This window comes from Lutispora sp. QWL-02, assembly GCF_058315355.1.
Genome location: NZ_CM177762.1, coordinates 1,934,604 through 1,958,696, shown reverse-complemented (window position 1 = coordinate 1,958,696; position 24,093 = coordinate 1,934,604). Strand labels below are relative to the sequence as shown.

Sequence of the window (24,093 nt, the reverse complement as noted above, 5' to 3'; positions counted from 1 at the left end):
ACCTCTACATATTGTCCTTTAGTTCTTTTATCCTGTCCCTGAGCTCAGCTGCTTTTTCAAACTGAAGGTTCTTTGCGTGCTCTTTCATTTCCAGCTCCAAAGCCTCTATAATTGTCTTTAGTTCTTCCTTATTCACCTTTTCCTTGGATGGCTTGATGTTGTACTTTTCTATCTCTTCACCGGTTTTTGTAGCTTCGATGAGTTCCCTGACCGCCTTGTATACAGTCTTGGGAGTTATTCCATGAGCAGCATTATATTCGCTTTGTATTTTTCTTCTTCTATTAGTTTCATTTATAGCCTTTCTCATGGAGTCAGTCATGGAATCCGCATACATTATAACCTTCCCGTCAATATTTCTGGCTGCTCTTCCTACTGTCTGTATCAATGAGGTTTCAGATCTTAAGAAGCCTTCCTTATCGGCATCCAATATGGCTACCAAGGATACCTCCGGCAAATCCAGGCCTTCCCTCAGAAGATTTATTCCGACCAGAACATCAAACTCACCTAATCTCAGATTTCTGATTATCTCCATTCTTTCCATGGTGTCCACATCGGAATGCAAATATCTCACCTTTATATCCAATTCCTTAAAATATGAGGTCAGGTCCTCCGCCATCTTCTTTGTAAGAGTTGTGACCAAAACTCTCTGTTTTTTCTCAACCCGCAGGTTTATCTCCCCTATCAGATCATCGATCTGACCCTTAACAGGCTTTATCACTATCTCCGGGTCAACAAGGCCCGTCGGCCTTATCAGCTGCTCCACTATCCGGCTACTCTTTTCCATTTCATAGGCTGCAGGTGTAGCGCTGACAAAAATAACCTGATTCAACTTGCTTTCAAACTCTTGAAAATTAAGAGGCCTGTTATCATAAGCAGAGGGAAGTCTGAAACCGTATTCCACCAGAGTATCCTTTCTGGACTTATCACCAAAATACATGCCTCTTACCTGCGGAATAGTAACATGAGATTCATCTATTATCATCAAATAATCCTTGGGAAAGAAATCGAGCAATGTGTAAGGAGCACTGCCTTGAGCCCTCCCGCTTATATGCCTTGAATAATTCTCGATACCAGAACAATAACCTAATTCCTGCATCATTTCAATGTCAAAATTTGTTCTTTGCAGCAGTCTTTGGGCTTCAAGGAGTTTGTCCTCCTCCTTCAGCGCCTTTACCCTTGTCTTTAACTCTTCCTCTATGGTTCCTATAGCTCTTTGGAGCTTTTCATAGGTTGTGGCATAGTGAGATGCCGGATATATGAAGACATGCTGCCTTTCCCCTATAACATTGCCTGTTAAAGAGTCAAATTCCAGTATCTTGTCTATTTCATCGCCGAAGAAATCTACTCTTATGGCTTTATCGGAGGAAGCAGCGGGAAATATTTCCACCACATCGCCCCTCACCCTGAAGGTCCCTCTTATAAAATTGATGTCATTCCTGTCATATTGTATATCCACCAGTTTTCTTATCACTTCGTCCCTATCCTTGATCATCCCTTTTCTCAGGGACAATATCAGGTCTCTATAGTCCTCCGGATCACCGAGACCATATATGCAAGATACGGACGCTACGATTATTACATCCTTTCTTTCAAAAAGTGCTGCTGTAGCCGAGTGTCTCAGCTTATCTATTTCTTCATTTATCTGTGAATCCTTCTCTATATATGTATCAGTGTGGGGTACATAGGCCTCAGGCTGATAATAGTCATAATAGCTGACAAAATACTCTACACAATTGTGAGGAAAAAACTCCTTGAACTCGCTGCATAGCTGGGCGGCGAGAGTTTTATTATGCGCTAATACCAGAGTAGGCTTTTGAACCCGCTCAATAACATTTGCCATCGTAAAGGTTTTTCCGGAGCCGGTAACACCTTTAAGAGTGAAAAATTTCTCCCCTTTGCCTATACCGTCAACCAATTGGGAAATTGCTTTAGGTTGATCTCCCATCGGCTTAAATTCAGATACTATTTTAAAACTATCCATGGAAAGCCCTCCGTCATCTTAGAACATGTGTTCGTAAAAATTATATATCTTTGGTACTGTTCTGTCAACTATTGAAATATGTGTATATATACACCTATTTATGCATAAATAAAAATTATTGTTGCATAAATTTAAATTTTGTTGTAATATTATAAATAAATGATGATATAATATTATTGATTTAAATATATTTTGATTGAGGGGTATTATAATGGACAAAGGTTTTAATTATGATTTCAAAGGGCCTAAAAACAATAATGATAAATTTTATGAAATTTATAGATACTTTGAAAGCATAAGCCATAAAGAAGGCTCAGCTTTTCAAGAGCTTTTGGATTATACACTGAAAAATAATACAAATTTGAAGAAGAAAAAATAAAGAAGGCTTCACAATAGTGAGCCTTTTATTTTTTACCTTTCCACAGACCTTTAATCCGCTGTGCCAGCTTGGAGGTATTATTTATCTCCAAATAAAGCTCAGGACTTCTTGGTACGATCAACACACCAAGGCTGGAAATTCCTTTTTCGTAATCCTTATATTCCAAGGTTTTCTTTTCACCGTTGGATTTCACTATATCAAGCCAGATATATGTGGGATAGCTCCTAAAAAAATCGGACAGCTCCCCTTCACTGTCGATCCTCATATTATTTATTGATATAATAGTATCTCCCGGCTCAAGGCTCATCTTTATACCGGGAAAGCCCTTCCTGCAAAACAATACCTTTAGACCTCTTTCAGCGGCTTCAAATAAAGCTTTGCCTTCCTCTTCTTCCTTTTGTCCATATATTATTAAAAGCTCATGGCCCAAAGGAGCAAACACGGCAGCCGCATAAGCAAACAAATGAAGCTTGGAGGCTATGGCAGTCAACAGGATTAGAATCACACTATACGCAGCCAGCCTCAAGGCTGAATATTTGCACCGCTTGGCAGGGCTATTGGTGATAGCCATATCTCCATAGCCCAGCATCACAGGTATTGGCTGCAGTATATACATTAAATTTCCCATATCCCCGTCAAAGCCCGGCTGCCTGATAATTGGCCACCAATCCGGCATAGGTATGGATTCACCTGCTCCGCCTGTCATCAAAGCAGCAAATAATATCATCATGGGGAGAGGCCATATCCTGTTCATTATATAGCCTCCCACCACACTGCCATCCTTGCGCTTCAGAAATGCAGGCACAGCATTGGAATATCCGTCGATCCATATCAGCAAGCTCTCAATGAGGTGGAGAATTCCTACCAAAGCTATGATGCCTATAGGATTGATATTGGGGAATCCAAAAATTAAGTTCATAAGAGCTACAATGCCGCCGGCATAAGAAAAGCATAGATATCTTACATTTATCAGTGAAAGCAGCAAAGCTATGATCCAGATATATAATATACCTGAGCTAAAGCTGCCCGAACCGGCCTTATTGAACTGCTCGATCGTAATCCCTAAAAAAACCGATATGCTGCTTCCGAGCACTCCGCCCAGCAAGCCTGCCAAAACCGAATTCTTAGTTTTCTCCCAGAGAGAGATCTTGTATCCCAGCATTCGCTCCTCAATATCCGAGCCTTTTCCATACATAAAATAGGCAATGCCGACTATGAGCAAAAACAAAGGATTTAGCAGTAATGAACCTATAGATACAAGCACCATCTCCGATACTTTAATAAAAGTAAGCATTTAACACCTCAACTATTTTATAAGCTTTTGTATCTCCTCAATAGCCCTATCAAGCTGAACATCCTTTATATCTTCCGGTCTCTGACCTTCTTTGATCTCTAAAGCTTTAACTTCAATATCAGGTTCTATACCAACTTTATTTATGTCTATGCCATTTGGAGTATAATACTTCTGTATAGTAAGCTTAAATCCGCTTCCGTCTCCCAGCTTTTCCACTGACTGAACCAGGCCCTTTCCAAAGGTTTTTGTCCCTATCAGCAGCCCTGCCTTCCTGTCTTTGACAGCACCGGATACAATCTCAGAAGCGCTGGCGCTGCCCTCGTCAACAAGTATGACGAAAGGAATGTCTATTTTGCCATCCTTAGAGCTTGTTACTATCTGGTTTTTATTTTTGTCCTCTGTATAGAATATCGTGCCCTTATCCAGCAGCTCATCAGCTACCTCTACACACTGAGTTACAAATCCGCCAGGATTCTGCCTCAAATCAATAATCAAGCCTTTAGCATCATGTGTCTTGATGTCAGCTAATGCCCTCTTAAATTCCTTGCCTGTATCTTGATCAAACATGCTTATACGTATGTAAGCAATCCCATCCTTCAAGATTTCAGCTTTAACTGTTTTTAATACTATATCCTCTCTTTTTATTTCAATCACCAGAGGTTCAGTTTTATTTTCCCTGGAAACTGTCAGGACCACCTTAGTCCCTTTTTTGCCTTTCATAAGAGTTGTAGCTTTATCTAGCCCTATTCCGGTCACCTCTGCGCCGTCAACCTTTATTATCTTATCCCCTGTTTTAAGACCTGCTTTCTCACCGGGCGTATCCTCAATCGGAGCAACCACTGTTACATAGCCGTCCTTCTCGGTTACAATCACTCCTATACCACCGTATGAGCCGGATGTTGATTCATCGAAATCTTTGAATTCCTTTTCATTCATGTAGACAGAATATGGGTCCCCCAGCGCTTGAAACATCCCCTTTATAGCTCCGTCCATCAGCTTTCCCGAGTCCGCAGGCTCCAGGTAGTATTTATCAATATATTTTTTCAGTGTCAGTAATTTTCTGCTCTCTTTTACTATTTCGTAATCGCTGCTTGAGATAATCACTTTATCTCCAAGCCTCAAAGATATAAAGTTGGTAAAAGTAAATGTCAATATTGCAGTTATTAAGATAGCTGCCATTACAGAAAGTATGAGCTGTCTCTTTTTTACCATAAATTCACCTCGCATCATTTTTGGGTCATTGAACGAGGCTTCATTCAGTGGGGATGGGGCCCAACTGAGTGTTAGCCGAGTCCATACTGGACTTAACCGCCCTTTGACACCCGCCACCTGTACAAGCGGGGGATTTAGGGCGGGTTAGTTAAGTGTTAACATTATTTTTAAGTGCCATTAATATTCTATTATGTAATTATATCATTAATACTATTTGTGTGGGGTAAATTTTCATATTTTGTGTTTATTCCTTGTGCCTGCAATTGCTGCATATGCCGTATATTTCAAACTTATGCTCTGTAGCCTCGAAATCAAGCTCTTTCAGCTTTTCCCTGTCCTCCGCAGCGGCGAAAGGGCAGATGTCTATCTCTCTTACTTCTCCGCATTTATTGCATATGACATGATGATGATGCTTACCGTTTATTAGCTCGAAATGACTGCAGTTGTCGCTTATATTGAGCCTCTCTACTATTCCCAACCCCACTAAAAGCTCAAGATTCCTATATATTGTAGAGAAGTTTATTCCTCGATATTTATCGCTCACAAGAGCATATATCTCATTAGCAGTATGATGGCCTCCGCTGCTAAGCACTTCTATGATGGCCTTACGCTGCTGTGTCAGCTTACAGCCTTTATTCTTCAATATTTTCTCAGGGCTAAGTTCATTATTCATGCCGGTCACCACCAAATCATTATTTTTCCTTTTTTATTACACTCTTCACAAAAAGAACTATCAGCAATATAAGCACAGATAAAAGAACTATGGTGCCGCCCGGAGCTATGTCTAAATAATAGGATAGTATGAGGCCTGATATCACTGATATGAGAGCAAAAGCTACCGATAAACCCATGGTCTTGATAAATCCGGTACCAACCTGAATAGCAGCCGCAACAGGAATGACCAGCATAGAGGATACCATGAATATCCCTACTATCCTCATAGAAACCACTACGGTCAAAGCTGTCAAAACGGTCAGGTACAGGTTGAGAAGCCCGACAGGAATGCCTGAAATCTGTGCGCCCTCCTCATCGAAAGCTATATAAAACAGCTTTTTGTGCAAGGCTATCACTGATAGAATTATTATCAAGCTCAATGCACCCATTATGTATATATCCTGAGAATTTACCGCAGCAATGCTGCCAAACAAATAGCCCATCAAATCCGTATTGAAGCCTTTGGCTAAGCCTATCATGACAACTGCGAGGCCAATGCCTGCAGATAATATTATAGAGTTTGATATTTCTTCATATTTAGAAAAAGTTTTTCTAAGCTTCTCAATAGCAATAGCCCCACCAACAGAGAAAGCCAAAGCCCCCCAGAAAGGATAAAAGCCCCAAAGCATTCCTGCAGCTATGCCTGCTAAAGAAGCATGGGAAAGCGTATCTCCTATCATCGATAATCTTTTCAGCACAATAAAAATCCCTATCAACGGGCATGTAACAGCAACCATGATCCCTGCAATAAACGCTCTCTGCATAAACTCATATTGAAATATTTCCATCATTTTTATCCCCACCCTCGGATTTGCGAATATTATCCGTTATAATTCCTTCGCTTAATTGTACGACCCTGTTCACCATAGATTTAATATCTGTATAATCATGTGTTACCATGACTATTGTTATGCCATCCTCTTTATTTAATTTGTTGAGCAAATTATAGAAATCTTCTTCAGTCTCATTGTCTATCCCTGTCGTAGGCTCATCAAGAAAGAGCAGCTTCGGTGAACTTACCAGGGCCTTTGCAATAAAAATTCGCTGCTGCTGACCTGCAGATAATCTTCCTATGAGCCTTCTTTTATAGCCTGCCATCCCCACCTGTTCGAGGGATCTTACTATCAGAGCATCCTGTTCTCCTTTGCTCAGCCTCAGCTTGTTTGCATATAACGGCGCGCTCACTACCTCTTCTACCGAAGCTGGAAAGCCAAGATTGAGAGTAAGTATCCTCTGAGGTACATAGCCAATTTTACTCCAATCCTCAAACTTATCCAGCGGCTTTCCGAACAGACAAATGCTGCCGCTGTCAGGCTTCAGAAGGCCCAGGCATATTTTGAGCAGCGTGCTCTTACCTGCTCCGTTTGAGCCTACTACCGCAGCGAAATCTCCGTCCTTGACCATAAAGCTGCAGTCTCGCAGCACCTTGCAGCCGTCATAAGAAAAATTAATACCTTCTCCTTTAAGTACAATATTATCCATTTTCATCAATCCGTTTCTCTCTAAAAGATATGTCTTTGCAAATTATTTGCAATACCATTTTATATTATTCCCCAAATTTATGCAAACATATAACAAGAAAAGCTGTGACTATGCACAGCTTGAGTTCTATTTTTTCTTTTTGGTTATGTACGGCATCGGGTCGGTGTGAGCCCCATTTATCCTGACCTCGAAATGAAGATGAGGTCCGGTGGACAAACCGGTGCTCCCTGCCTTAGCTATGGTCTCGCCCCTTGCAACAGTGTCTCCTTCTTTTACCAGAAGCTTGGAGTTATGTGCATATAGAGTAGAGGTTTTTCCTCCATGGTCAATAATTATTGCATTGCCGTAGCCTCCGTATGGCCCTGAGAAAATTACCTTACCACTATTGGCGGCAACAATATCCTTGCCTAAAGGAACCGCTATGTCGACCCCTGTGTGAAGCTTCTTCTTCTTTAATATAGGATGGTTTCTATATCCATATGGTGATGTGATCTTGGTATACCCGGGAGCAGGCCAGGCCATCTCTCCGCCTATATATTCCCCTGAGGATTGAGCTGCCACTATCATCTTTGCTATCTTGGCGGATTCTTCCAAAAGCTTGTCCTCTAATCTTTCAAGCTCTTTCAAGTCCTTGTATACTTCCTTTAATACCTGTTCCTTATCCTTCTTGACGGATTCAACTTCTTCCTTCTTTTTGCTGATATCACTCTTCAGTGCTTCCTTTTTCTGCTGTTCGTTTTCCAGCTGCTGCTTCTTTTCATCAACTGTGTTTCTATAAGTCTTCATTTCCTTTAGCAGATTTACATCATAGTTTATTATTTTTCTCAGCAAATCCATCCTGGATATAAAGTCGCTGAAGCTGGCAGAGTTCAGCAAAACCGCCAGATATCCGGTACTCCCGCTTTGATACATAACTCTGACTCTTTTATTCAGCAAATTTTTTTGACTATCAGCAGTCTCTGTCGCTCTATCCAATTCCCTCTGAGTTATGGCTATCTTGCCTTCCAAATCAGATAGCTGTCCCTCCACAAACTCCAGATTGGTTTCTGCATCTTCCAGTTTTTTATCAAGCTCGCTTATCTGTTTGGATAAATTCTTGCTTTCCTTTTCTTTCTGAGCTTTCTGAACCTTTGCGAGTTCTAATTTTTTATTATTTTCCTCCTGCTGCTTTTTGAGGTTTTTTAAATCAGTAGGGTTCTGGCCATAAACGGGTATAGCAGAAAGAACAAAAATTAAAGCAAGAATCAAAGCGATAATCTTACGCATGTTCATGTGCAGGTCCTCCTATCAAACCCTAAGAAATTTTCTAATGGATATCATGCTTCCAAGGGAGCCTATGATAACTCCAAAGATTAAAAGCGCCGTAATAAGGCTGGATATAATCTCGGAAAAAGGCATCAGAGATATGACCAGAAGGCCAAACATCTGCTGCTTAATATAGTTCGCTGCAAAATAATATCCCGTGCTTAACAAAGCAATAGATACTATGCTTCCAATCAGCCCTAACAGAATGCCCTCAAAGAAAAATGGACCTCTTACAAACCAATCCGTGGCTCCTATGTACTTCATTATTCCTATTTCTCTTCGTCTGGCAAAAACCGTGAGCTTTATCGTATTAGATATGATGAACACAGATATCAAAAACAATATTCCCACGATCACCAAACTTCCTATGCGAAGAAAATAAGTGATCCCCAGCAGCTTTTCAAGCTCTTCTTTCCCATAAACTACCTTCTCGATATTGGACATGGCACTTATTGCCAAGGTAACCTTCGGAGCGAGCCTTGGGTCTTCCAAGGTAACAATAAAGGAATCCGACAAGGGGTTATCTCCCTCCAGCCCTTCAAGAAGGTCAGAGTTTTCTCCCAGTTCTTCGCTGAATTTCTTTAAAGCTTCATCCTTAGAAAGAAAAACAGAGTCCTTTACTCCTGTAAGCTCCTTTATCTCCTTGTTTATATCATTTATAATGTTTTGGCTCAGCCCATCAACAAGATGTACCTTTATTTCTACCTGAGATTCAAGCTTTATAGCCAGGTAATCTACATTCAGCACCAATACCAAAAATATCCCGATAACAAGCAAAGCCGCCATAACAGAGCTTATGGAAGCAAGGCTCATCACCTTATTCCGCCAAATACTTCTCGTTGATTGCTTGAAAAAATATCTTACGGTTCTTGCCTTCATATGCCATACCCGCCTTTCATATCGTCGCGGGCTATGGTACCTTCTTCAATAGCTATAACCCTTTTCTTCATAGCATCTACTATTTCTTTGGCGTGGGTAGCCATAAGAATGGTAGTACCTCTGCGATTTATTTCATTAATGCTTTTCATAATCTCCCATGATGTATCCGGATCAAGATTTCCTGTAGGTTCATCAGCAATGAGTATAGACGGTCCGTTTACCATTGCTCTGGCAAGTGAAACCCTCTGCTGCTCCCCTCCGGAAAGCTGGCTCGGGTATAGATTAGATTTTTTGCTGAGGCCCACAAGGCTCAATACTATCGGAACCTGCCTCCTTATATCCTTAGCAGGTGCTTCAACGATCTCCATGGCAAAAGCTACATTCTCGTATACGGTCTTCTCTTGAAGCAGCCTGAAGTCTTGAAATACAACTCCTATGCTTCTCCTCAAGAATGGTACTTCTTTTCTTTTCAACCGCGTCACATCTTTGTCGTTTATTATAATTTTGCCTTGATCTGCTTCTGTCTCCTTCAGCAGCAATTTGATCAGAGTTGATTTTCCAGCACCGCTGGGACCTACCAAAAAAACAAATTCACCGTTATCTATCTTAATATTAATATTGCTCAAAGCTCTGTGACCATCTGAAAAAGTTTTGCTTACATTGATCAGTTCTATCAATAAATCACAACCTTTCGCGCATCTTTCTATAACTTCTACAAAAAAGCGTAAAATCCTTTATAAATATTTATAAATTACCATAAAAAATAAACCCGGCTTATAGCCAGGCTTATTTCTTCTTCCTTAGATATGGCAATGGATCGGTGTGAGCTCCGTTTATCCTCACCTCAAAGTGAAGGTGAGGCCCTGTTGACACTCCCGTGTTGCCGGACTTGGCTATCTCTTGGCCTCTTGCAACCTTATCTCCTTCCTTTACCAGAAGCTTGGAGTTATGTGCATATAGTGTAGAGATCTTGCCTCCATGGTCTATGATCACTGTCTTACCATAGCCGCCATAGCTTCTCGCCAGGATTACTTTTCCTGCATTGGCAGCTACAATCTTGCTTCCTGACGAAACTTTTATATCCAGTCCCGCATGGAACTTCTTCTTTTTCAATATCGGGTGGTTCCTATAACCATAATAATCACTGATTTGAGTGCATCCCGGAGAAGGCCAGGCCATATCTCCTTCTACATATTTATCTGAGGACTGGGCTGCCAGTATCATCCTGGTAAATTGAGCCGATTCCTCCAACAGCTTGTCCTCTTGCTTTTCAAGCTCCTTTAGGTCTTTAGATACTTCCTTTAATAACTGCTCTTTGTCCTTCTTGACTGATTCTACTTCTTCCTTCTTTTGACCGATATGATTCTTCAATAATTCTTTTTGCTGCTGTTCGTTCTCAAGCTGCTGTTTCTTTTCATCAATAGCATCTCTATAGGTTTTTCTTTCCTTTAACAGATTTACATCATGGTTTATTATTTTTCTAAGCAAATCCATCCTGGATACAAAATCGCTGAAGCTGGCAGAATTCAGCAAAACCGCCATATACCCTATGCTGCCATTTTGATACATCACTCTGACCCTTTTATTCAATAGATCTTTTTGATTAGCCGCTTCTTCAGTTGCTCTGTCCAAGCCTCTTTGAGTTATGGCTATCTGCCCTTCCAATTCAGAAAGCTGGCTCTCCACAAGCTCCAGGTTTTCCTGGGCTTCATCGAGCTTTCTATCCAATTCCTGTATCTGGTTTGATACACTTTTGCTTTCTTTCTCCTTTTTGACTTGTTCCTGCTTATTAAGCTTTATCTTTCTCTCCGTTTTATCCAATTTCTTTTGAAGCTCTTTTATATCACTGGGATTTTTCCCATAAACAGGTATAACGGAAAAAACAAAAATTAGAGCAAGAGTCAAAACGATAGTTCTACGCATTCTCATGTACAGGTCCTCCTGTTGACTGTATTCTAAAATATACTCTCAGAAAGAGTTTGAGCACATTTACCATTTCTATCAATAAACAGCAACTCTTCATCTATCTTCTATGTCTTCTACAAAGAAGTGTAAAATCCTTTATAAATCTCTATAAATTGCTATAGCCTTCTAGGCTTATTTCGAGATTATTACTTTTTACATAATTCTATGTTCTTATGGAAAATCCTCCTAAAATGTAACCGCTATAAGCTTACAACAATTCGACATATTTCGGCTTTTATAAAGACAAAGCAAACTAAATACGGAAAAGCGAGGGTGGAAACCGATATAAGTTTCCACCCTCCTATTTTGATATCTTTTTCGGCCAGTAGCATACGCCCACATCCAGCGCGCGGGGCTTGTCCAGATGAAAGTCGGCATACCGGCAGTACCAGCACTGCCGCAGCCCTTCGTGAGTATCGGCTCTCGGTTCAAAGGCAGGGCAAACCTGCTTTGGCCACACATTACCCTCAGTATTGGGGGCTTTCAGCGGTGCATCCTCACGCCTGCGCTTTTCCATTCCATCACACTCCTTCAGGCGAGAATACAGTGATATTTTTTCGAATACTTCGGCTTGCCGTTTATTTTCAAATTTGCATACCCAAATTTTAATTGCTAAGATTCTTCAGAGTTTCAATAATGGGGAGCAATCGGTCGGTTGCAAGACCTTCTAAATCTACGACAGGTATATCAAACAGCCAATAGTCCCCTGTCGCGTGATTTTCACCGTCGCACCATACATTCAATCTGCCTCCGTCGCCAAAGTAAAATTGCGTTGCCAATTCAGGAGTGCCAATGCTCTCTGCAAGTTTTTTATACGCCGCCATCCTGAATTCTTCGGTAATTTCACCGTCAACTCCCACAACTGTCAGACCGAATCTGCCGTCAAGTGCCAATTGTTTAAACGCATTCTTGTCCTTTATGAAATCCCACAGATTCCCTGCACCCTTATTGCCCGCAGTCAAGCTGAAAAGCTGTGTCCGTATCGAATTGACAGGGTGAGCCGCTCCCGCGGTATAGGCGGTATTATATGTCCTTATGCTCAGCAAGTCCCCGGCTACAACTTCAAAAACAGGCATAATGTCGTATGTGGTATTGCTTTCAGCAGCAAAAGTCGGCCAGAGGCAGAAAGTTTTTAATTCCTCATTAAGTTTAGCCTGTATATTATCATCTGCTAACCCGCTCACTTCAACATAACGCGCTTGCGTGTCGTCATCGCCGTAGTTTTCAACCGCTTTGTAATCAAATGTCACATCTGCCTTGCTGATGCTGGCGCCAATATCCGTAACAGAGCCATCCTCCATAAACCTGTAGAGCGCAGCCGTATCCTTATTGCCGGTGGTGATGACCGCAAATGTTCTGGTGGCATCCGGATAGTCAGTGTTATGGTCGATCCAGGTTCCTTCGTTCAGGTAGTATTTCCCGTCGCCCGTAACTCGGTATGTAGGCACATGGGTATGACCGAACACAACCACATCCACTTTTTCCTTCGCATTATCCAGATACTGCGCCTTTGCTTGCCTGAAAAAATACTCCCAGTCCAAGGTTCCGGAGACCGCCTGTAAAAAGCTGTTGGGAACCTTGACGTTGTTAAGCCTCTGACGCTCGTCCCATGTGCGCTGAATATTCTTAAACAGCACCGGCGCGGAAATCGTCCCGTCCGCCTGCTGCGCCGGATAGAAATCCAGATAGGTATACGCATCGTCAAATCCGGCTATATGCATATCGAATATTTTCTCGTCAAGGCTCTCGTTGGGTGTCATCCGAGCGGAGATGTTTTTGAGAAGCGAGTAATAAATATAAGCGCCGTACTGGTCCGTATCGGTTTTATCCGGTACGATCGTAACGACCGGCAAATCCTTTTCAACTTTCGGCCGGCCTTCCAGCACCCACGTTGCTGCATAGCGGGCGTAAAAATAGCCTGCCGGCAGGATGGTGTCCTCATTGCCGCACAGCTCCGCGTTGGTGACCGTGTCCGGAGCGGAAAACACATCGTAACGGTGACCATGTTCGATTGCGATCTCGTTTCGGTCGCCTGTGTAATAAGTGCCGAGTCCTTCGGCATCCCTGGCCTGAACGATTTTAGGGATCGCTTCCTGCAAAACGTCGGCCTCCAGGGTCATGTCATGGTTTCCGATTACGTAGACCAGCTTTATCCCACTGTCGGCCACATTGTTCAACTCGTCAATAACGTCCTGATTGTTGGCTATCACGTCCTTGTAAAACTGTCTTGCATCCGTGTAGCCGGGATAATAGACCGGCAAAAACCACTCGTCCAAAAAATCACCGTTGATGACCAGCTCTCGCACATCTGTTGTGCTTTGCAGGCGCCGCAAGAACTCTATAAGCAGCGGACGGTTTTTCAGTGTTTCTGTATAGCGGTCATCGATGCCGAGGTGAATATCGCTTATGACGACGATCTTGTCTCTTGTGTTGCCGGCATCCCACAAAGCTGCGGTGCCCTTCGCTGCGTCTGAAACTGACGCTCCGGTATTCAGCGAGAAGCCTGTGGTGAGCAGCACCAAAGAAATCACCATGCAGGACGCCAGCAATAAAGAGAGCATTTTTCTTTTCATGTTCATTTCCTCCAATATTTCAATAATATTTTGTAAATTTTCGTCCTAAGAATAACCCAAAAAAAAGAAAAAATGAGCCTTTACACTTAAAAAGCTCATTTTTACACTTAAAAAACCATCTATTCACTTAAAATTCGCTCTTGACAAATTGAACTCTATGTTTTCTCACACCAGAAGGCGTACCCGAAAAACGCCGTTTTCGATTCTATACATCAGCTCGCCGTCATACTTTTTCGCAAAAGCGATGACGCTTTTGCTGCCGACTCCGTGGCCTTCTTTGCAGGCGACAGGATAGCCGCTTTCGTCGAGTGAGGTGCCCTCCGCGCAAGGGTTTCCCATTTCCAGCAGCAGCCGCCCCACGCTTCGGCAGGTGAAGCGGAGATAGGGGACCTGTTCTTTCGGCAGCCTTTCGCAGGCCTGAATTGCGTTTTCCATCAGGTTTGAAACCACCATGGAAAGCTCCAGCGCATCAACAGTCACATTGCCCGGAATATCCAGCGCGATCTCCAACCGTATACCTGCCTGCTCCGCAAGGCCCGCATAGTGGCAGACGGCGGCATTGACGGCGGGGTTTTCGCAGTAGACCTTGCTGATTTTGTGCGCAGCTTGATTTTGACTTTGCAGCAAAGCGTAAGCCTCGCCGGTTTTTCCCTGCTCCAAAAGCTCCAGAAGCACATTGTTGAAGTGGCGGCGGTCATGGGCGGCGCGGCTGTTTTGCGCCGACATCTCCGCCATAAGCTCCAATTGCCGGGACATATTTCCGGCGGCCAGTTGCAGGTATTCTCGCTCCACCTGCATTTTCCGGTTTTCTTCCTTGACCCGAAACTCCCGCTGAAGATTTTTGAGAGAGAGAAAAATGGAGCCGTAGGCGGCAAGTCCGATAAAAATTACCAGAAGCAGCGGTACCGCCTGCTCCGTCAGGGTAACGACAATATCGTCCGAAGACAGTACATAGTGGTTGAACGTGATGTAAATGCCCAGCGCCACGGCGAAGTACGCCGTCCAATGCTCCACCGCCTGCCGATACAGCGGACGCACATGGCGCGATAAAATAAGCAGAAAAGTGCCGAACAGGATTAGGCGCAGCAGCGAGTTGGCATAGGGGGGATAAGGCAAATGCCTTGAGCCGATGAAGCTGATGATAATCACAGCGTCGCTGATGTTCTGGACGGTGAGGTAGGAAAACAGCCACTGCATGAAGGTGTCTTTGAACAGAGGCCGCACCGCAAAGCAAAGCACCGCAAACAGAACAATATCAAGCTTTGAAAGCAAGGTCAAATTTCCGCTGAGATAGCAGTAAATCGCCGTGCCCAAATCGGCGGCAAGAATGCCGAGCATGGTCAGCAGCGTTATCTTTTTAGAATATTTCGGCTGCAAAAGCGTCATCATCAGCAGGACATTGGCGGTGGTGGAGATTACCGCCCGCAATAAGTCAGGAAAAAGCCCACTCATCTCTGTACCCCCTTTGCCATCAGGTAGTCCATATATGTATCCCGCACCGCAGGGTATTGCTTTGCTGCAATAGGGACAATCTTGCCGCCGCACAGCGTGAAGCTGTCCTTGGCAAAGCGCTCCACCCGACGCAGATTGACCACAAACGAGGTGTGACATTGAAGAAAATGCCTGTCCTTCAAAATTGACAAGCTATATTCCGAAAAATTCTCCCGAATAGTACGGCTGAGCACTTCCTCGCCGTTTGTCAAGCTGAAAATGACAGCGTGGCTGCGGTATTCACAGCAGACGATGTCCGACAGCTTAATTATCCGCAGACTGTCAGCGGTTTTGACGGCAAATGTCTGCTCTTCCGCAAGATCTGCTTTGGAGATGGCGAGAGTCAGCGTATCAAACAGCCGCTGCTTTTCGATGGGTTTAATGAGATAATTGATGGGGCTTGCGGCGTATGCCTGCAAGGCAAACTGCGGCTCGGTGGTGGCGTAGATAATCTGCGCCTCACGGTCAAGGCGGCGTATTTCTTTGCCTAATTCCAAGCCGCTCACCATGGGCATGACAATGTCCAGTATGTAAATGTGAAAGCTCTTTGCATCAATGGCGGTCAGCAATTTATCCGGGTGAGAAAATTCTTTCATCTCTGCTTCCAATGTATTAGTGTCAAGGTATTCTGTTATGTATTCGTTTATGATTTCCAGTTCTCTCGGCTGGTCATCGCAGATAGCAATACGCAGCATGGCGGTCACTTCCTTATAGTATGTTCTTTTCGGGGATCAATAGGCTTCTCGCACCGAGATATATTCCTGCAAACTGCTCAACCGTTTCACCTACATGTAAATATAAAAATACAAAATATATCATATACGAATATCCGTATGGTTTCAATAGCATACACAAAAAAATTACAGATGTGGATAAGCTGTTCCGCAAAGCCTTTAGGCATATGGCGTCGGAAAGCCTGTCTGGCAAGCTGGAGCAGGAAATCAGCATAGAACGGGACAAAATGCTGAACGCCGACCGTTGGAAGAAGAAAAGCGCAGGACTTCAAAATCCTGCGCTTTTCTTCTTTTTGTTTATGTTGTTCCCTACTCTTGCTTTTCTTCTTTTATTATAATTTCACTGCCATCAGGTTTTGGTCTGCTCTGAGTGTTTTGTCTCCTGTCGCTTTTGAGCAATATGAGTATTCCAAGAACTATGAGGAAAGCAGGCGCTAAATATTTTCTGTTGAGAATATATATGGTGTTGGTCAAGAAAATCAACCCAAGCCCGCCTAAGATTGTGATAGGAATGAGCAAGGCTTTGTCCCTGCTGCCGAATAGATACAGCTCCAGCAAGCCTATCGATATACCTATGAGAAATACAGGCCAGAGTTCGGCCATAATATTCCATCCAAATACCACATTTGCATAAAAAAGCAATCCATAAGTGGTCAGTATCCCTCCGGGTACTAATATGCCAGGGTTTTTATCCATACCTGTAAAAAATGACATATGCAGATAAATACCGGGTACTAAAAGAGCAAGCGGCCATACATAGCTCCAAGAAAAGCTTATATAGCCAAGATTGGAGATCAAAAACAGCGTACCGATTATAATGAACAGCCCGCCAATAAATATATTATGATTTTTTTTCATCGATAAAACCTCCATCAACTATTCGTGTCATTATATGATACGCCTTCAATGCGGAAAAGTCTGATTGTATGGATGAAATATTGTATAATAGTAGTAAAATGCAAAGCATTTTTCTGGCGCGTGGCACGAGGTACGTGGCGCGTGGATTGAGTAGGACTCTGGAGTAAGGGGAACGGAATACCATAACCTGAATCCTAAGTTCTATATATAGGAGATGATATATTTGAAAAACGTAACAAGAAAAGAAATATTGTCCTTAAGGAATTCAATGAGTATTGAAGAGGTTGCTTCAAGAAGCGAGGAAATAAAAAATAAGCTTATTAGCACTCCTATGTATGCTGAGGCAAAGCATATATTTTCGTTCCTGAGCTTTAACAAAGAAGTCCTTACTAAGCCTATTATCGATGATTGCCTTCAAAAGGGAAAGAAGGTCTATATTCCTCTATGCAATATGGAAATAAGGGAAGTAGTATTATGCAGCTTTGACGGCTGGAATAAGCTGCGCCCTAACAGGATGGGCATATTGGAGCCTGCAAAGGATTCGATCAGGATTGCTGATAGAAAGGTACTGGATCTCGCTATTGTGCCCGGAGCGGTTTTTGACAAGGCAGGCAACAGGATCGGCTACGGCGGAGGATATTATGATAAATTCTTCTCTTCCTTGAAGAAAAACATAGTAAAGATCGCTGTTTGCTATTCCTTCCAGCTTGTTGATCATATAGCACCCGATCCCCATGATGTGCCTATGGATTACATAATCACTGAGAAGGAAATTATCCGATGTCATGAGTAGCTCCATACGCAATAGCATCCATGTATAGTCACGTATAGTCTATACATGGATGCTATTTTACTGTAGCGTAATATATAAAAGTTTTAAGTTATTAGTTAAAATAGATAACCGTGCTAATCCCTGGAAAAATCAGTGTTAATCCGTGTTCTCCGCATCCCCTTCCGTGTCTTGACCTGGTTTCCGTCCCCCTCCTGAGCTCTGAGTTCTGAATCCTGAGTTCTACAACCCTTATTCCCCGTCAAATTCCTCAACCAGTCGTGCATATTTCTCTATTTTCTTCTGCACCAGATGGTAGAGAGTGCCCTCAGGATAATTTCCGTCTTCATCCGCTTTGCCTGCAGGTATATCCGTCAGAATCTCGATGCCTTCCTCTACGTCGGCTATGGGATAAATATGGAACAAGCCTTTTTCTATGGCTTCGATCACTTCATCATTCAGCATAAGATTATCCACATTCTGATGAGGTATAATGACCCCTTCATTGCCTTTTAAGCCTTTATGCTTGCAGCTTTGGAAAAAGCCCTCTATTTTCTCGTTAACCCCGCCGATAGGCTGAATCTTGCCTTTTTGGTTTACGGAGCCTGTGACGGCTATATATTGCTTTATAGGCACATCAGATAGGCTGGACAGCAATGCGTATAATTCCGTTGAAGAGGCGCTGTCGCCCTCCACTCCGTCATACAGCTGCTCAAAGCATATATGAGCGGACAATGTAAGCGGGAACTCCTGGGCGAACTTTTCTCCCAGATAACCGGAAAGGATCAGTACGCCTTTATCATGTATGCTGCCGCTCATCTCCACTTCTCTCTCAATATTGGTAATACCCTTATCCCCTGCAAAGGTGGTGGCGGTGACCCTGCTGGGCTTGCCGAAGGCATAATCCCCCATATCCATCACCGATAGCCCGTTGACCTGGCCTACCATGGTATCTGCAGTGGAAATAAGTATCACTCCTGTATCAATAAGCTCCTGCAGCTTTTCTTCCACTCTGCTTGAGCGGTATCTTTTCTGCTCTATGGCCTTCTTCACATGTGCATCCCTGACGATATCAGATGCAGCTATCCTTGCCCAAGCGTCTGCTTCATATAATATCTCCACGATATCATTAAATCTTGTGGAAAGCTTATGCTTGTGATCTGCAAGCCTTCTGCTGTAGTCTATTATATAGGCTACTGCTGTGCAATCGAAATGCATAAGATTTTTTTCCCGGCAGTGAGAGCTGATAAATCTTGAATACTTATCAATATTTTCAGGGCTTGAAACCATTTCCATGTCAAAGTCTGCTTTTATTTTAAACAGCTTTCTGAAATCTTCGTCATAGCTGAACAGCATCTGATAAAGATAGCTGTTCCCGAGCAATATAACTTTCAAATTGAGAGGGATGGGCTCCGGCTTCAGGCCTCCTGAAACAAGACCCGTATTTGTAAAAATATTCTCTATAGCTATGCTTTTGTTTTTTAATGCTCTTTTAAGGCCGTCCCAACTCTCAGGGCTCTTGGCGATATCAGACATGTTGATTATCAAGTACCCTCCATTGGCTGCATGGATTGAACCCGGCTTTATTTTTGTAAAGTCGGTAGTAACAACTCCCATGTTGCTTTCATAATCAATCCGTCCCAGAAGATTGTAATATTTGGGATGAGGTTCAAAGACCACAGGCGCTCCCTTAGTCTCCCTGTTATCAATTATCAGATTTACCTTATATTTCAATGTGAAATCCTTGGCATTGATCTTCTCCAGAATATCTATCTCTTCTTCTTTCTTCTTATCAGTTTTTCTGAAGTCTTCAATATTTTGAATCATATCCTTTTGTACAGCTTTGAGATAGCTTACTACATTCTTAAATTCAGAGTATTTTTCAACAAGCTCTCGAACAGGCTGTTCAACGGTTATAAGGGCAATCTTTCCCTCCAGCTGCTCTACCTTGTCCCTGGCGGACTTCTCCATATCTCTCACTTGCTTTAAATACTCCATAAGCTTTTTTTGCACAATATAGGATTTTTCTTCTATTTCTTTTCTTTTAGAGACATCCAGATTTATAAAATCTCCTTCTTCCATAGGCTTGCCATCAGCTACGGGAATGGTAAGGAGCCCTTGTTCACTTCTTTTAAGCATGAAGCCCTGGTCCTGGGCATATTTATTAAAATCCTCCATTATATCTGAGCTTTCGTCTTGAAAAGCCTGCAGTATCTCACTTTTTTGCTTCTCATATTCTTCGCCCTCAAAGGCCTTGGGTATCTTCATCCTCAACATCTTTACAAGCTTCTTCATGTCTTTTACAAAGGTATTTCCTGTACCGGAAGGCAGATTAATAGCGATGGGGCGATCCGGATTTCTAAAATTATATACATAGCACCAGTCCTCAGGAGTCTTTTCTGTTTCTGCCATTTTTTTTGCTATAGACCTTGTATAGCTGCTCCTGCCTGTACCCGTCAGGCCTGCTACAAAAATATTATAGCCCTCCCTTTTTATGGTAAGACCGAACTCCATTGAGGAAACTGCCCTTTCCTGGCCGATTATGCCATCCAAAGGCTCCAGTTCTTCTGTGGTTTGAAAGCCCAATTCTTCGCATCTGCATCTGTTAGTGAGCTCATCGACTTCTAATTCTCTATATCTACTCATGAAGACCCCCCCTATCTGAAAAGTAATTTTGCTGCTCTTTCCAATTTCAACACTGAACGAAGCCTAGTTTCATAACAAAATCTATTTCTTGGATATTGCCTGCCTTGCCGCTGCTGCAATATCCTTGGCGCTGATACCGTATAATTCTACTAATTCCATAGGTTTCCCCGATTGGCCGAATACATCTTTTATACCCACTCGTACCACAGGTACAGGATATTCTTCACATAGCACCTCGGCTACTGCTCCGCCAAGTCCTCCTATAATATTATGCTCTTCAGCGGTAACAATTGCTCCTGTTTTTCTGGCTGATCCGATTATAAGGTTCTTATCTATGGGCTTTATGGTATGCATGTCTATGACTTCTGCACTTATGCCTTCTTCTTTCAGCATTGCAGACGCTTCTATGGCCAGATGAACCATAAAACCCGAAGCGATTATGGTCACATCCTTGCCTTCTTCTATCAATATACCTTTTCCTATTGTAAAATCTATATCCTCTTTATATACTTCAGGCACTCCAAGCCTGCCAAGCCTTATATACATAGGTCCGTTATATTGTATTGCTGCTTCTATGGCCTTTCTTGTAGACAGGGCATCAGCAGGATTGACTATGGTCATATTGGGCACTGCCCTCATTATCGCCACATCCTCTATGGCCTGATGGGATGCTCCGTCCTCTCCCAATGTAATCCCTGCATGAGTAGCAGCGATCTTCACATTTAGCCTGGGATATGCTATGGAGTTTCTTATCTGCTCAAAAGCTCTGCCTGTTGCAAACATGGCAAAGGTGCTGGCAAAAGGGATTTTGCCGCAGGTAGCAAAGCCAGCCGCAGTCCCTATAAGATCCTGCTCGGATATGCCCATATTAAAAAATCTGTCAGGATACTTTTTCTTAAAGTCATGGGTTTTGGTGGATTTTGAGAGATCGGCATCCAAAACCACCACATTCTTATATTTTTCGCCCAGTTCTGCTAAAGCCGCTCCATAGGCTTCTCTAGTTGCAATGTTACCCATTATTTCAAAACCTCCAATTCCTTTAAGGCCTGCTCTTTCTGCTCAGCATTTGGAGCTACACCGTGCCAGCCTACTTCATTTTCCATAAAGGAAACTCCCTTGCCCTTTACTGTGCTTGCAATTATCACGGTAGGCTTGCCCTTAGTGCTCTTAGCTTCTTCTACAGCCTTTTCTATTTGCTGCAAATCGTGGCCGTCTATGGAAATAGTGTGCCAGCCAAAAGCTTTCCACTTATCTTCTATAGGATTTACATTCTTTACTTCTTCATTGGTTCCATCTATCTGCAAGCCGTTATGATCTATAAATATGGTCAAATTATCCAGCTTGTAATGCGCTGCAGTCAAAGCAGCCTCCCATACCTGGCCTTCCTGGAGCTCTCCGTCTCCTAAGAGCGCATATACTCTGTAAGACTTGTTATCCAGCTTTGCAGAAAGAGCCATGCCGTTTGAAACAGATAAGCCCTGGCCCAATGAGCCTGTGGACATATCCACCCCCGGTGTCCCTTTCATGTCCGGATGGCCTTGAAGCATTGAATTCGTTTTTCTCAGCTTCATCAGTTCCTCTTTCGGAAAATATCCCTTTTCGGCTAAGGTGCTGTATAACACCGGAGCTCCGTGACCCTTTGAAAGCACAAATCTATCCCTGTTTTCATCCTTAGGGCTGCTTGGGTTTACATTCATTTCCTTAAAATAAAGATAGGTCAAAATCTCAACCGCCGATAAAGATCCTCCCGGATGGCCTGATTTTGACTCAGCAAGCATCGTAATTATATCTTTGCGAATAACATTTGCAGTTGCTTTTAATTTTCCTAAAACTCTGTTTTCCATAGTTACCTCCTTAATATTAGAAACTCAGGGTTACGGGGCAATTCACCTTGTACCCCAGGGCACCTTCTCTTGCCCCTTTGGGGCAATTCACCTTGTACCCCAGGGCACCTTCTCTTGCCCCTTTGGGGCAATTCACCTTGTCTTTGCATCGTAAAAAGCCAGGGCTATAAATTTGGGCAGCTTCAGCATTCGAAAGAACCTTTTAGGTTCTTTCATCAGCCTATATAACCACTCCAGACCGGTCTTTTGATAAAACTCGGGAGCCCTCTTGACTCTTCCTGCATAAACATCCAGGCTGCCCCCTACACCCATTGCTATCTTAACACCAAGTTTATGCCTATTATTGTATATCCATTTCTCCTGCCTGGGGGCACTTAATGCCACAAATATTATATCAGGCTTCTTCTCTATAATCTCATCAATTATCTTCGCTTCCTCTTTCTCATCAAAATACCCATGATGAAAGCCTGCTATTTTTATACCCGGATATTTATCATTAAGTTTTTGTGATGCCTCCTCTGCCACTCCCTCTTTTCCTCCAAGGAAATATATGCTTTTCTTTTCAGAGTAAGCTATTCCTATCAGGCTTCCCATGAGATCGCAGCCTGTTACCCTCTCCTTTAATGGAGAGCCGTAAAATTTAGAGGCTATAACCACCCCTATACCGTCGGGTATTACCAGGTCTCCGTTATTTAAGACCTGAGCAAATCCTGTATCCTTCACCGCATCAACAAGTAATTCGCTGTTTGGTGTAAAGATCATCTTCGTTTCATCCTGCTGCAAAAAATCCAAAAGCCTATCTTCTGCCTCTTCAAAGGTTACATTGTCTATATTGATTCCCACTATTTCAACAGAATCCCTCATACCCCCACCTTCTCTGCCTTCATCAGTTCATAGGCCAAAGCTGCATTTTCTTTAGCTTTTTTCTTCATGACTTTCATAGTATTTTCCAGTCTCTTTTTCTTATCCCAATAACCTTGCATTATTTCATCAACCCTCATGGTTATCATATCACTGCTTATGCTTTCTACATTGCCGGCATCGCTCTGGCCTATATAGTCCAGATAACCCTTTATCTTGGGATCATATATGAGGCCTACCATAGGAGTCGCAGTGATGGAAGAATATATAAGGGTATGAAGCCTCATAGCTATTACCAGCTCCATATGCCCCATTATACCGATGAGTTCCTCAGGCGCATAGGTTTTTGATAAAACCCTGTAGGGCACATTCATTTTTTCCGCTGTCTTTATCATTACCTCTGTATCTGATTGATACATGGGTATAAAAACAGGCAGCAAATTGTACTTTTTATATATATATTCCAGAGAAGCCGCCAGCTGTACCTCAAGATCCCTGGACAACTTCCACTTTCTGATGTTTATTCCTATATAATTAGAATCAAGGGGCAATCCTTCTTTTTTAAAGATTGCGTCTATAGTCTCCTTACCCGCAGGCATAGCAGTGAGCACCGGATCTGCGGTGACCATTACCTTCGGTTTCTGCACACCCATGCTGTCCAGCAGCTTCAGCGAGTCCTCTTCCCTTAGTGTTATCAGGTCTACATTATCAATTACCTTTTTTACTCTTTTCATATTAGTCCCGGAACTTATAGGACCTATTCCATTGGCATAGAGCATGATTTTTTTATTATACAATAAGCCGATACGTATAATGGATAAATAATACAATAGGGATCTGGTGCTTGTCACATCCTGCAGCAGGCTGCCCCCGCCGCTCAGCAGCAAATCGCACCCGCCTATGGCCTGAGCTATGCTTTTAATATTTAGCCGGTTTACCGCATTTATCCCATATTCGGCACTTGTTTTGGCGGGATTGTTGGATAAGGCCGTTATCTGAATATCAGGGTCGATTTCTCGAAAATCCCGAACTATAGACTTTAAAATTGCTTCGTCACCGCTATTGCCAAATCCATAGTATCCTGAAATCACTACTTTCTTCATACA

At 42.8% G+C, this 24,093-nt stretch carries 21 protein-coding genes; 2 read left to right on the top strand and 19 right to left on the bottom strand.

What is annotated here, in order from left to right; all coding sequences use genetic code 11:
• Nucleotides 1-4: 4 nt before the first annotated feature.
• Nucleotides 5-1,981: an excinuclease ABC subunit UvrB gene (gene uvrB / locus AC4HCY_RS08990; protein WP_323431967.1), complete on the bottom strand. Its 1,977-nt coding sequence runs from the start codon at nucleotides 1,979-1,981 to the stop codon at nucleotides 5-7.
• Nucleotides 1,982-2,192: 211 nt separating this feature from the next.
• Between uvrB and AC4HCY_RS08985 the strand changes: the two genes are divergently transcribed.
• A complete protein-coding gene (locus tag AC4HCY_RS08985) occupies nucleotides 2,193-2,360 on the top strand; it encodes a hypothetical protein (protein ID WP_323431966.1) in 168 nt (55 codons plus the stop codon).
• Between the two features lie 25 nt (nucleotides 2,361-2,385).
• Here the strand turns inward: AC4HCY_RS08985 and AC4HCY_RS08980 are convergent, their stop codons facing one another.
• From AC4HCY_RS08980 to AC4HCY_RS08920, 13 genes are all read right to left on the bottom strand, one after another.
• Nucleotides 2,386-3,654, bottom strand: a complete 1,269-nt coding sequence (locus AC4HCY_RS08980) for a PDZ domain-containing protein (protein WP_491095891.1) — start codon at nucleotides 3,652-3,654, stop codon at nucleotides 2,386-2,388.
• Nucleotides 3,655-3,666: 12 nt separating this feature from the next.
• Entirely contained in the window at nucleotides 3,667-4,866 is a 1,200-nt protein-coding gene (locus tag AC4HCY_RS08975; RefSeq protein WP_491095890.1) for a S41 family peptidase, read from the bottom strand.
• Nucleotides 4,867-5,110: 244 nt separating this feature from the next.
• Complete coding sequence (locus AC4HCY_RS08970; RefSeq protein ID WP_323431963.1) at nucleotides 5,111-5,539, bottom strand: Fur family transcriptional regulator; 429 nt, start codon at nucleotides 5,537-5,539, stop codon at nucleotides 5,111-5,113.
• A 19-nt stretch (nucleotides 5,540-5,558) separates the two neighbouring features.
• On the bottom strand, nucleotides 5,559-6,371 hold the full coding sequence (locus AC4HCY_RS08965; protein WP_323431962.1) for a metal ABC transporter permease: 813 nt from the start codon (nucleotides 6,369-6,371) through the stop codon (nucleotides 5,559-5,561).
• The gene (locus AC4HCY_RS08960) at nucleotides 6,349-7,062 is read right to left on the bottom strand and encodes a metal ABC transporter ATP-binding protein (RefSeq protein WP_323431961.1); all 714 of its coding nucleotides are present in this window, start codon (nucleotides 7,060-7,062) and stop codon (nucleotides 6,349-6,351) included. Before AC4HCY_RS08960 ends, AC4HCY_RS08965 begins: the two co-directional genes overlap by 23 nt.
• A 126-nt stretch (nucleotides 7,063-7,188) precedes the next feature.
• Nucleotides 7,189-8,334, bottom strand: a complete 1,146-nt coding sequence (locus AC4HCY_RS08955) for a murein hydrolase activator EnvC family protein (protein WP_323431960.1) — start codon at nucleotides 8,332-8,334, stop codon at nucleotides 7,189-7,191.
• Nucleotides 8,335-8,349: 15 nt separating this feature from the next.
• Nucleotides 8,350-9,246: a permease-like cell division protein FtsX gene (gene ftsX / locus AC4HCY_RS08950; protein WP_491095889.1), complete on the bottom strand. Its 897-nt coding sequence runs from the start codon at nucleotides 9,244-9,246 to the stop codon at nucleotides 8,350-8,352.
• Nucleotides 9,243-9,923 carry a cell division ATP-binding protein FtsE gene (gene ftsE / locus AC4HCY_RS08945; protein ID WP_323431958.1) on the bottom strand — a complete coding sequence of 227 codons (681 nt, stop codon included), beginning with the start codon at nucleotides 9,921-9,923 and terminating at the stop codon, nucleotides 9,243-9,245. The genes ftsX and ftsE overlap by 4 nt, the downstream gene beginning before the upstream one ends.
• 109 nt (nucleotides 9,924-10,032) lie before the next feature.
• Complete coding sequence (locus AC4HCY_RS08940; protein WP_323431957.1) at nucleotides 10,033-11,175, bottom strand: murein hydrolase activator EnvC family protein; 1,143 nt, start codon at nucleotides 11,173-11,175, stop codon at nucleotides 10,033-10,035.
• 641 nt (nucleotides 11,176-11,816) lie between these two features.
• Entirely contained in the window at nucleotides 11,817-13,784 is a 1,968-nt protein-coding gene (locus AC4HCY_RS08935) for a metallophosphoesterase (protein ID WP_491095888.1), read from the bottom strand.
• A 165-nt stretch (nucleotides 13,785-13,949) separates the two neighbouring features.
• Nucleotides 13,950-15,236 (bottom strand): sensor histidine kinase, encoded by a 1,287-nt coding sequence (locus AC4HCY_RS08930; protein WP_491095887.1) that lies wholly within the window; start codon nucleotides 15,234-15,236, stop codon nucleotides 13,950-13,952.
• Nucleotides 15,233-15,970: a LytR/AlgR family response regulator transcription factor gene (locus tag AC4HCY_RS08925; RefSeq protein ID WP_491095886.1), complete on the bottom strand. Its 738-nt coding sequence runs from the start codon at nucleotides 15,968-15,970 to the stop codon at nucleotides 15,233-15,235. Before AC4HCY_RS08925 ends, AC4HCY_RS08930 begins: the two co-directional genes overlap by 4 nt.
• A gap of 348 nt (nucleotides 15,971-16,318) precedes the next feature.
• The gene (locus tag AC4HCY_RS08920) at nucleotides 16,319-16,867 is read right to left on the bottom strand and encodes a LiaI-LiaF-like domain-containing protein (RefSeq protein WP_491095885.1); all 549 of its coding nucleotides are present in this window, start codon (nucleotides 16,865-16,867) and stop codon (nucleotides 16,319-16,321) included.
• Nucleotides 16,868-17,090: 223 nt separating this feature from the next.
• Between AC4HCY_RS08920 and AC4HCY_RS08915 the strand changes: the two genes are divergently transcribed.
• Nucleotides 17,091-17,660 (top strand): 5-formyltetrahydrofolate cyclo-ligase, encoded by a 570-nt coding sequence (locus AC4HCY_RS08915; protein WP_323431951.1) that lies wholly within the window; start codon nucleotides 17,091-17,093, stop codon nucleotides 17,658-17,660.
• 228 nt (nucleotides 17,661-17,888) lie between these two features.
• Here the strand turns inward: AC4HCY_RS08915 and AC4HCY_RS08910 are convergent, their stop codons facing one another.
• The 5 genes from AC4HCY_RS08910 to csaB all read right to left on the bottom strand — a co-directional run bounded on the left by AC4HCY_RS08910 (nucleotide 17,889) and on the right by csaB (nucleotide 24,090).
• A complete protein-coding gene (locus tag AC4HCY_RS08910) occupies nucleotides 17,889-20,282 on the bottom strand; it encodes a Lon protease family protein (protein WP_323431950.1) in 2,394 nt (797 codons plus the stop codon).
• 81 nt (nucleotides 20,283-20,363) lie between these two features.
• Nucleotides 20,364-21,299, bottom strand: a complete 936-nt coding sequence (locus AC4HCY_RS08905; RefSeq protein WP_323431949.1) for a transketolase family protein — start codon at nucleotides 21,297-21,299, stop codon at nucleotides 20,364-20,366.
• Nucleotides 21,299-22,126 (bottom strand): transketolase, encoded by an 828-nt coding sequence (locus AC4HCY_RS08900; RefSeq protein ID WP_323431948.1) that lies wholly within the window; start codon nucleotides 22,124-22,126, stop codon nucleotides 21,299-21,301. The genes AC4HCY_RS08905 and AC4HCY_RS08900 overlap by 1 nt, the downstream gene beginning before the upstream one ends.
• 132 nt (nucleotides 22,127-22,258) lie before the next feature.
• Nucleotides 22,259-22,990 (bottom strand): WecB/TagA/CpsF family glycosyltransferase, encoded by a 732-nt coding sequence (locus AC4HCY_RS08895; protein WP_323431947.1) that lies wholly within the window; start codon nucleotides 22,988-22,990, stop codon nucleotides 22,259-22,261.
• Nucleotides 22,987-24,090 carry a polysaccharide pyruvyl transferase CsaB gene (csaB, locus tag AC4HCY_RS08890; protein WP_491095884.1) on the bottom strand — a complete coding sequence of 368 codons (1,104 nt, stop codon included), beginning with the start codon at nucleotides 24,088-24,090 and terminating at the stop codon, nucleotides 22,987-22,989. The genes AC4HCY_RS08895 and csaB overlap by 4 nt, the downstream gene beginning before the upstream one ends.
• Between the last annotated feature and the right edge of the window lie 3 nt (nucleotides 24,091-24,093).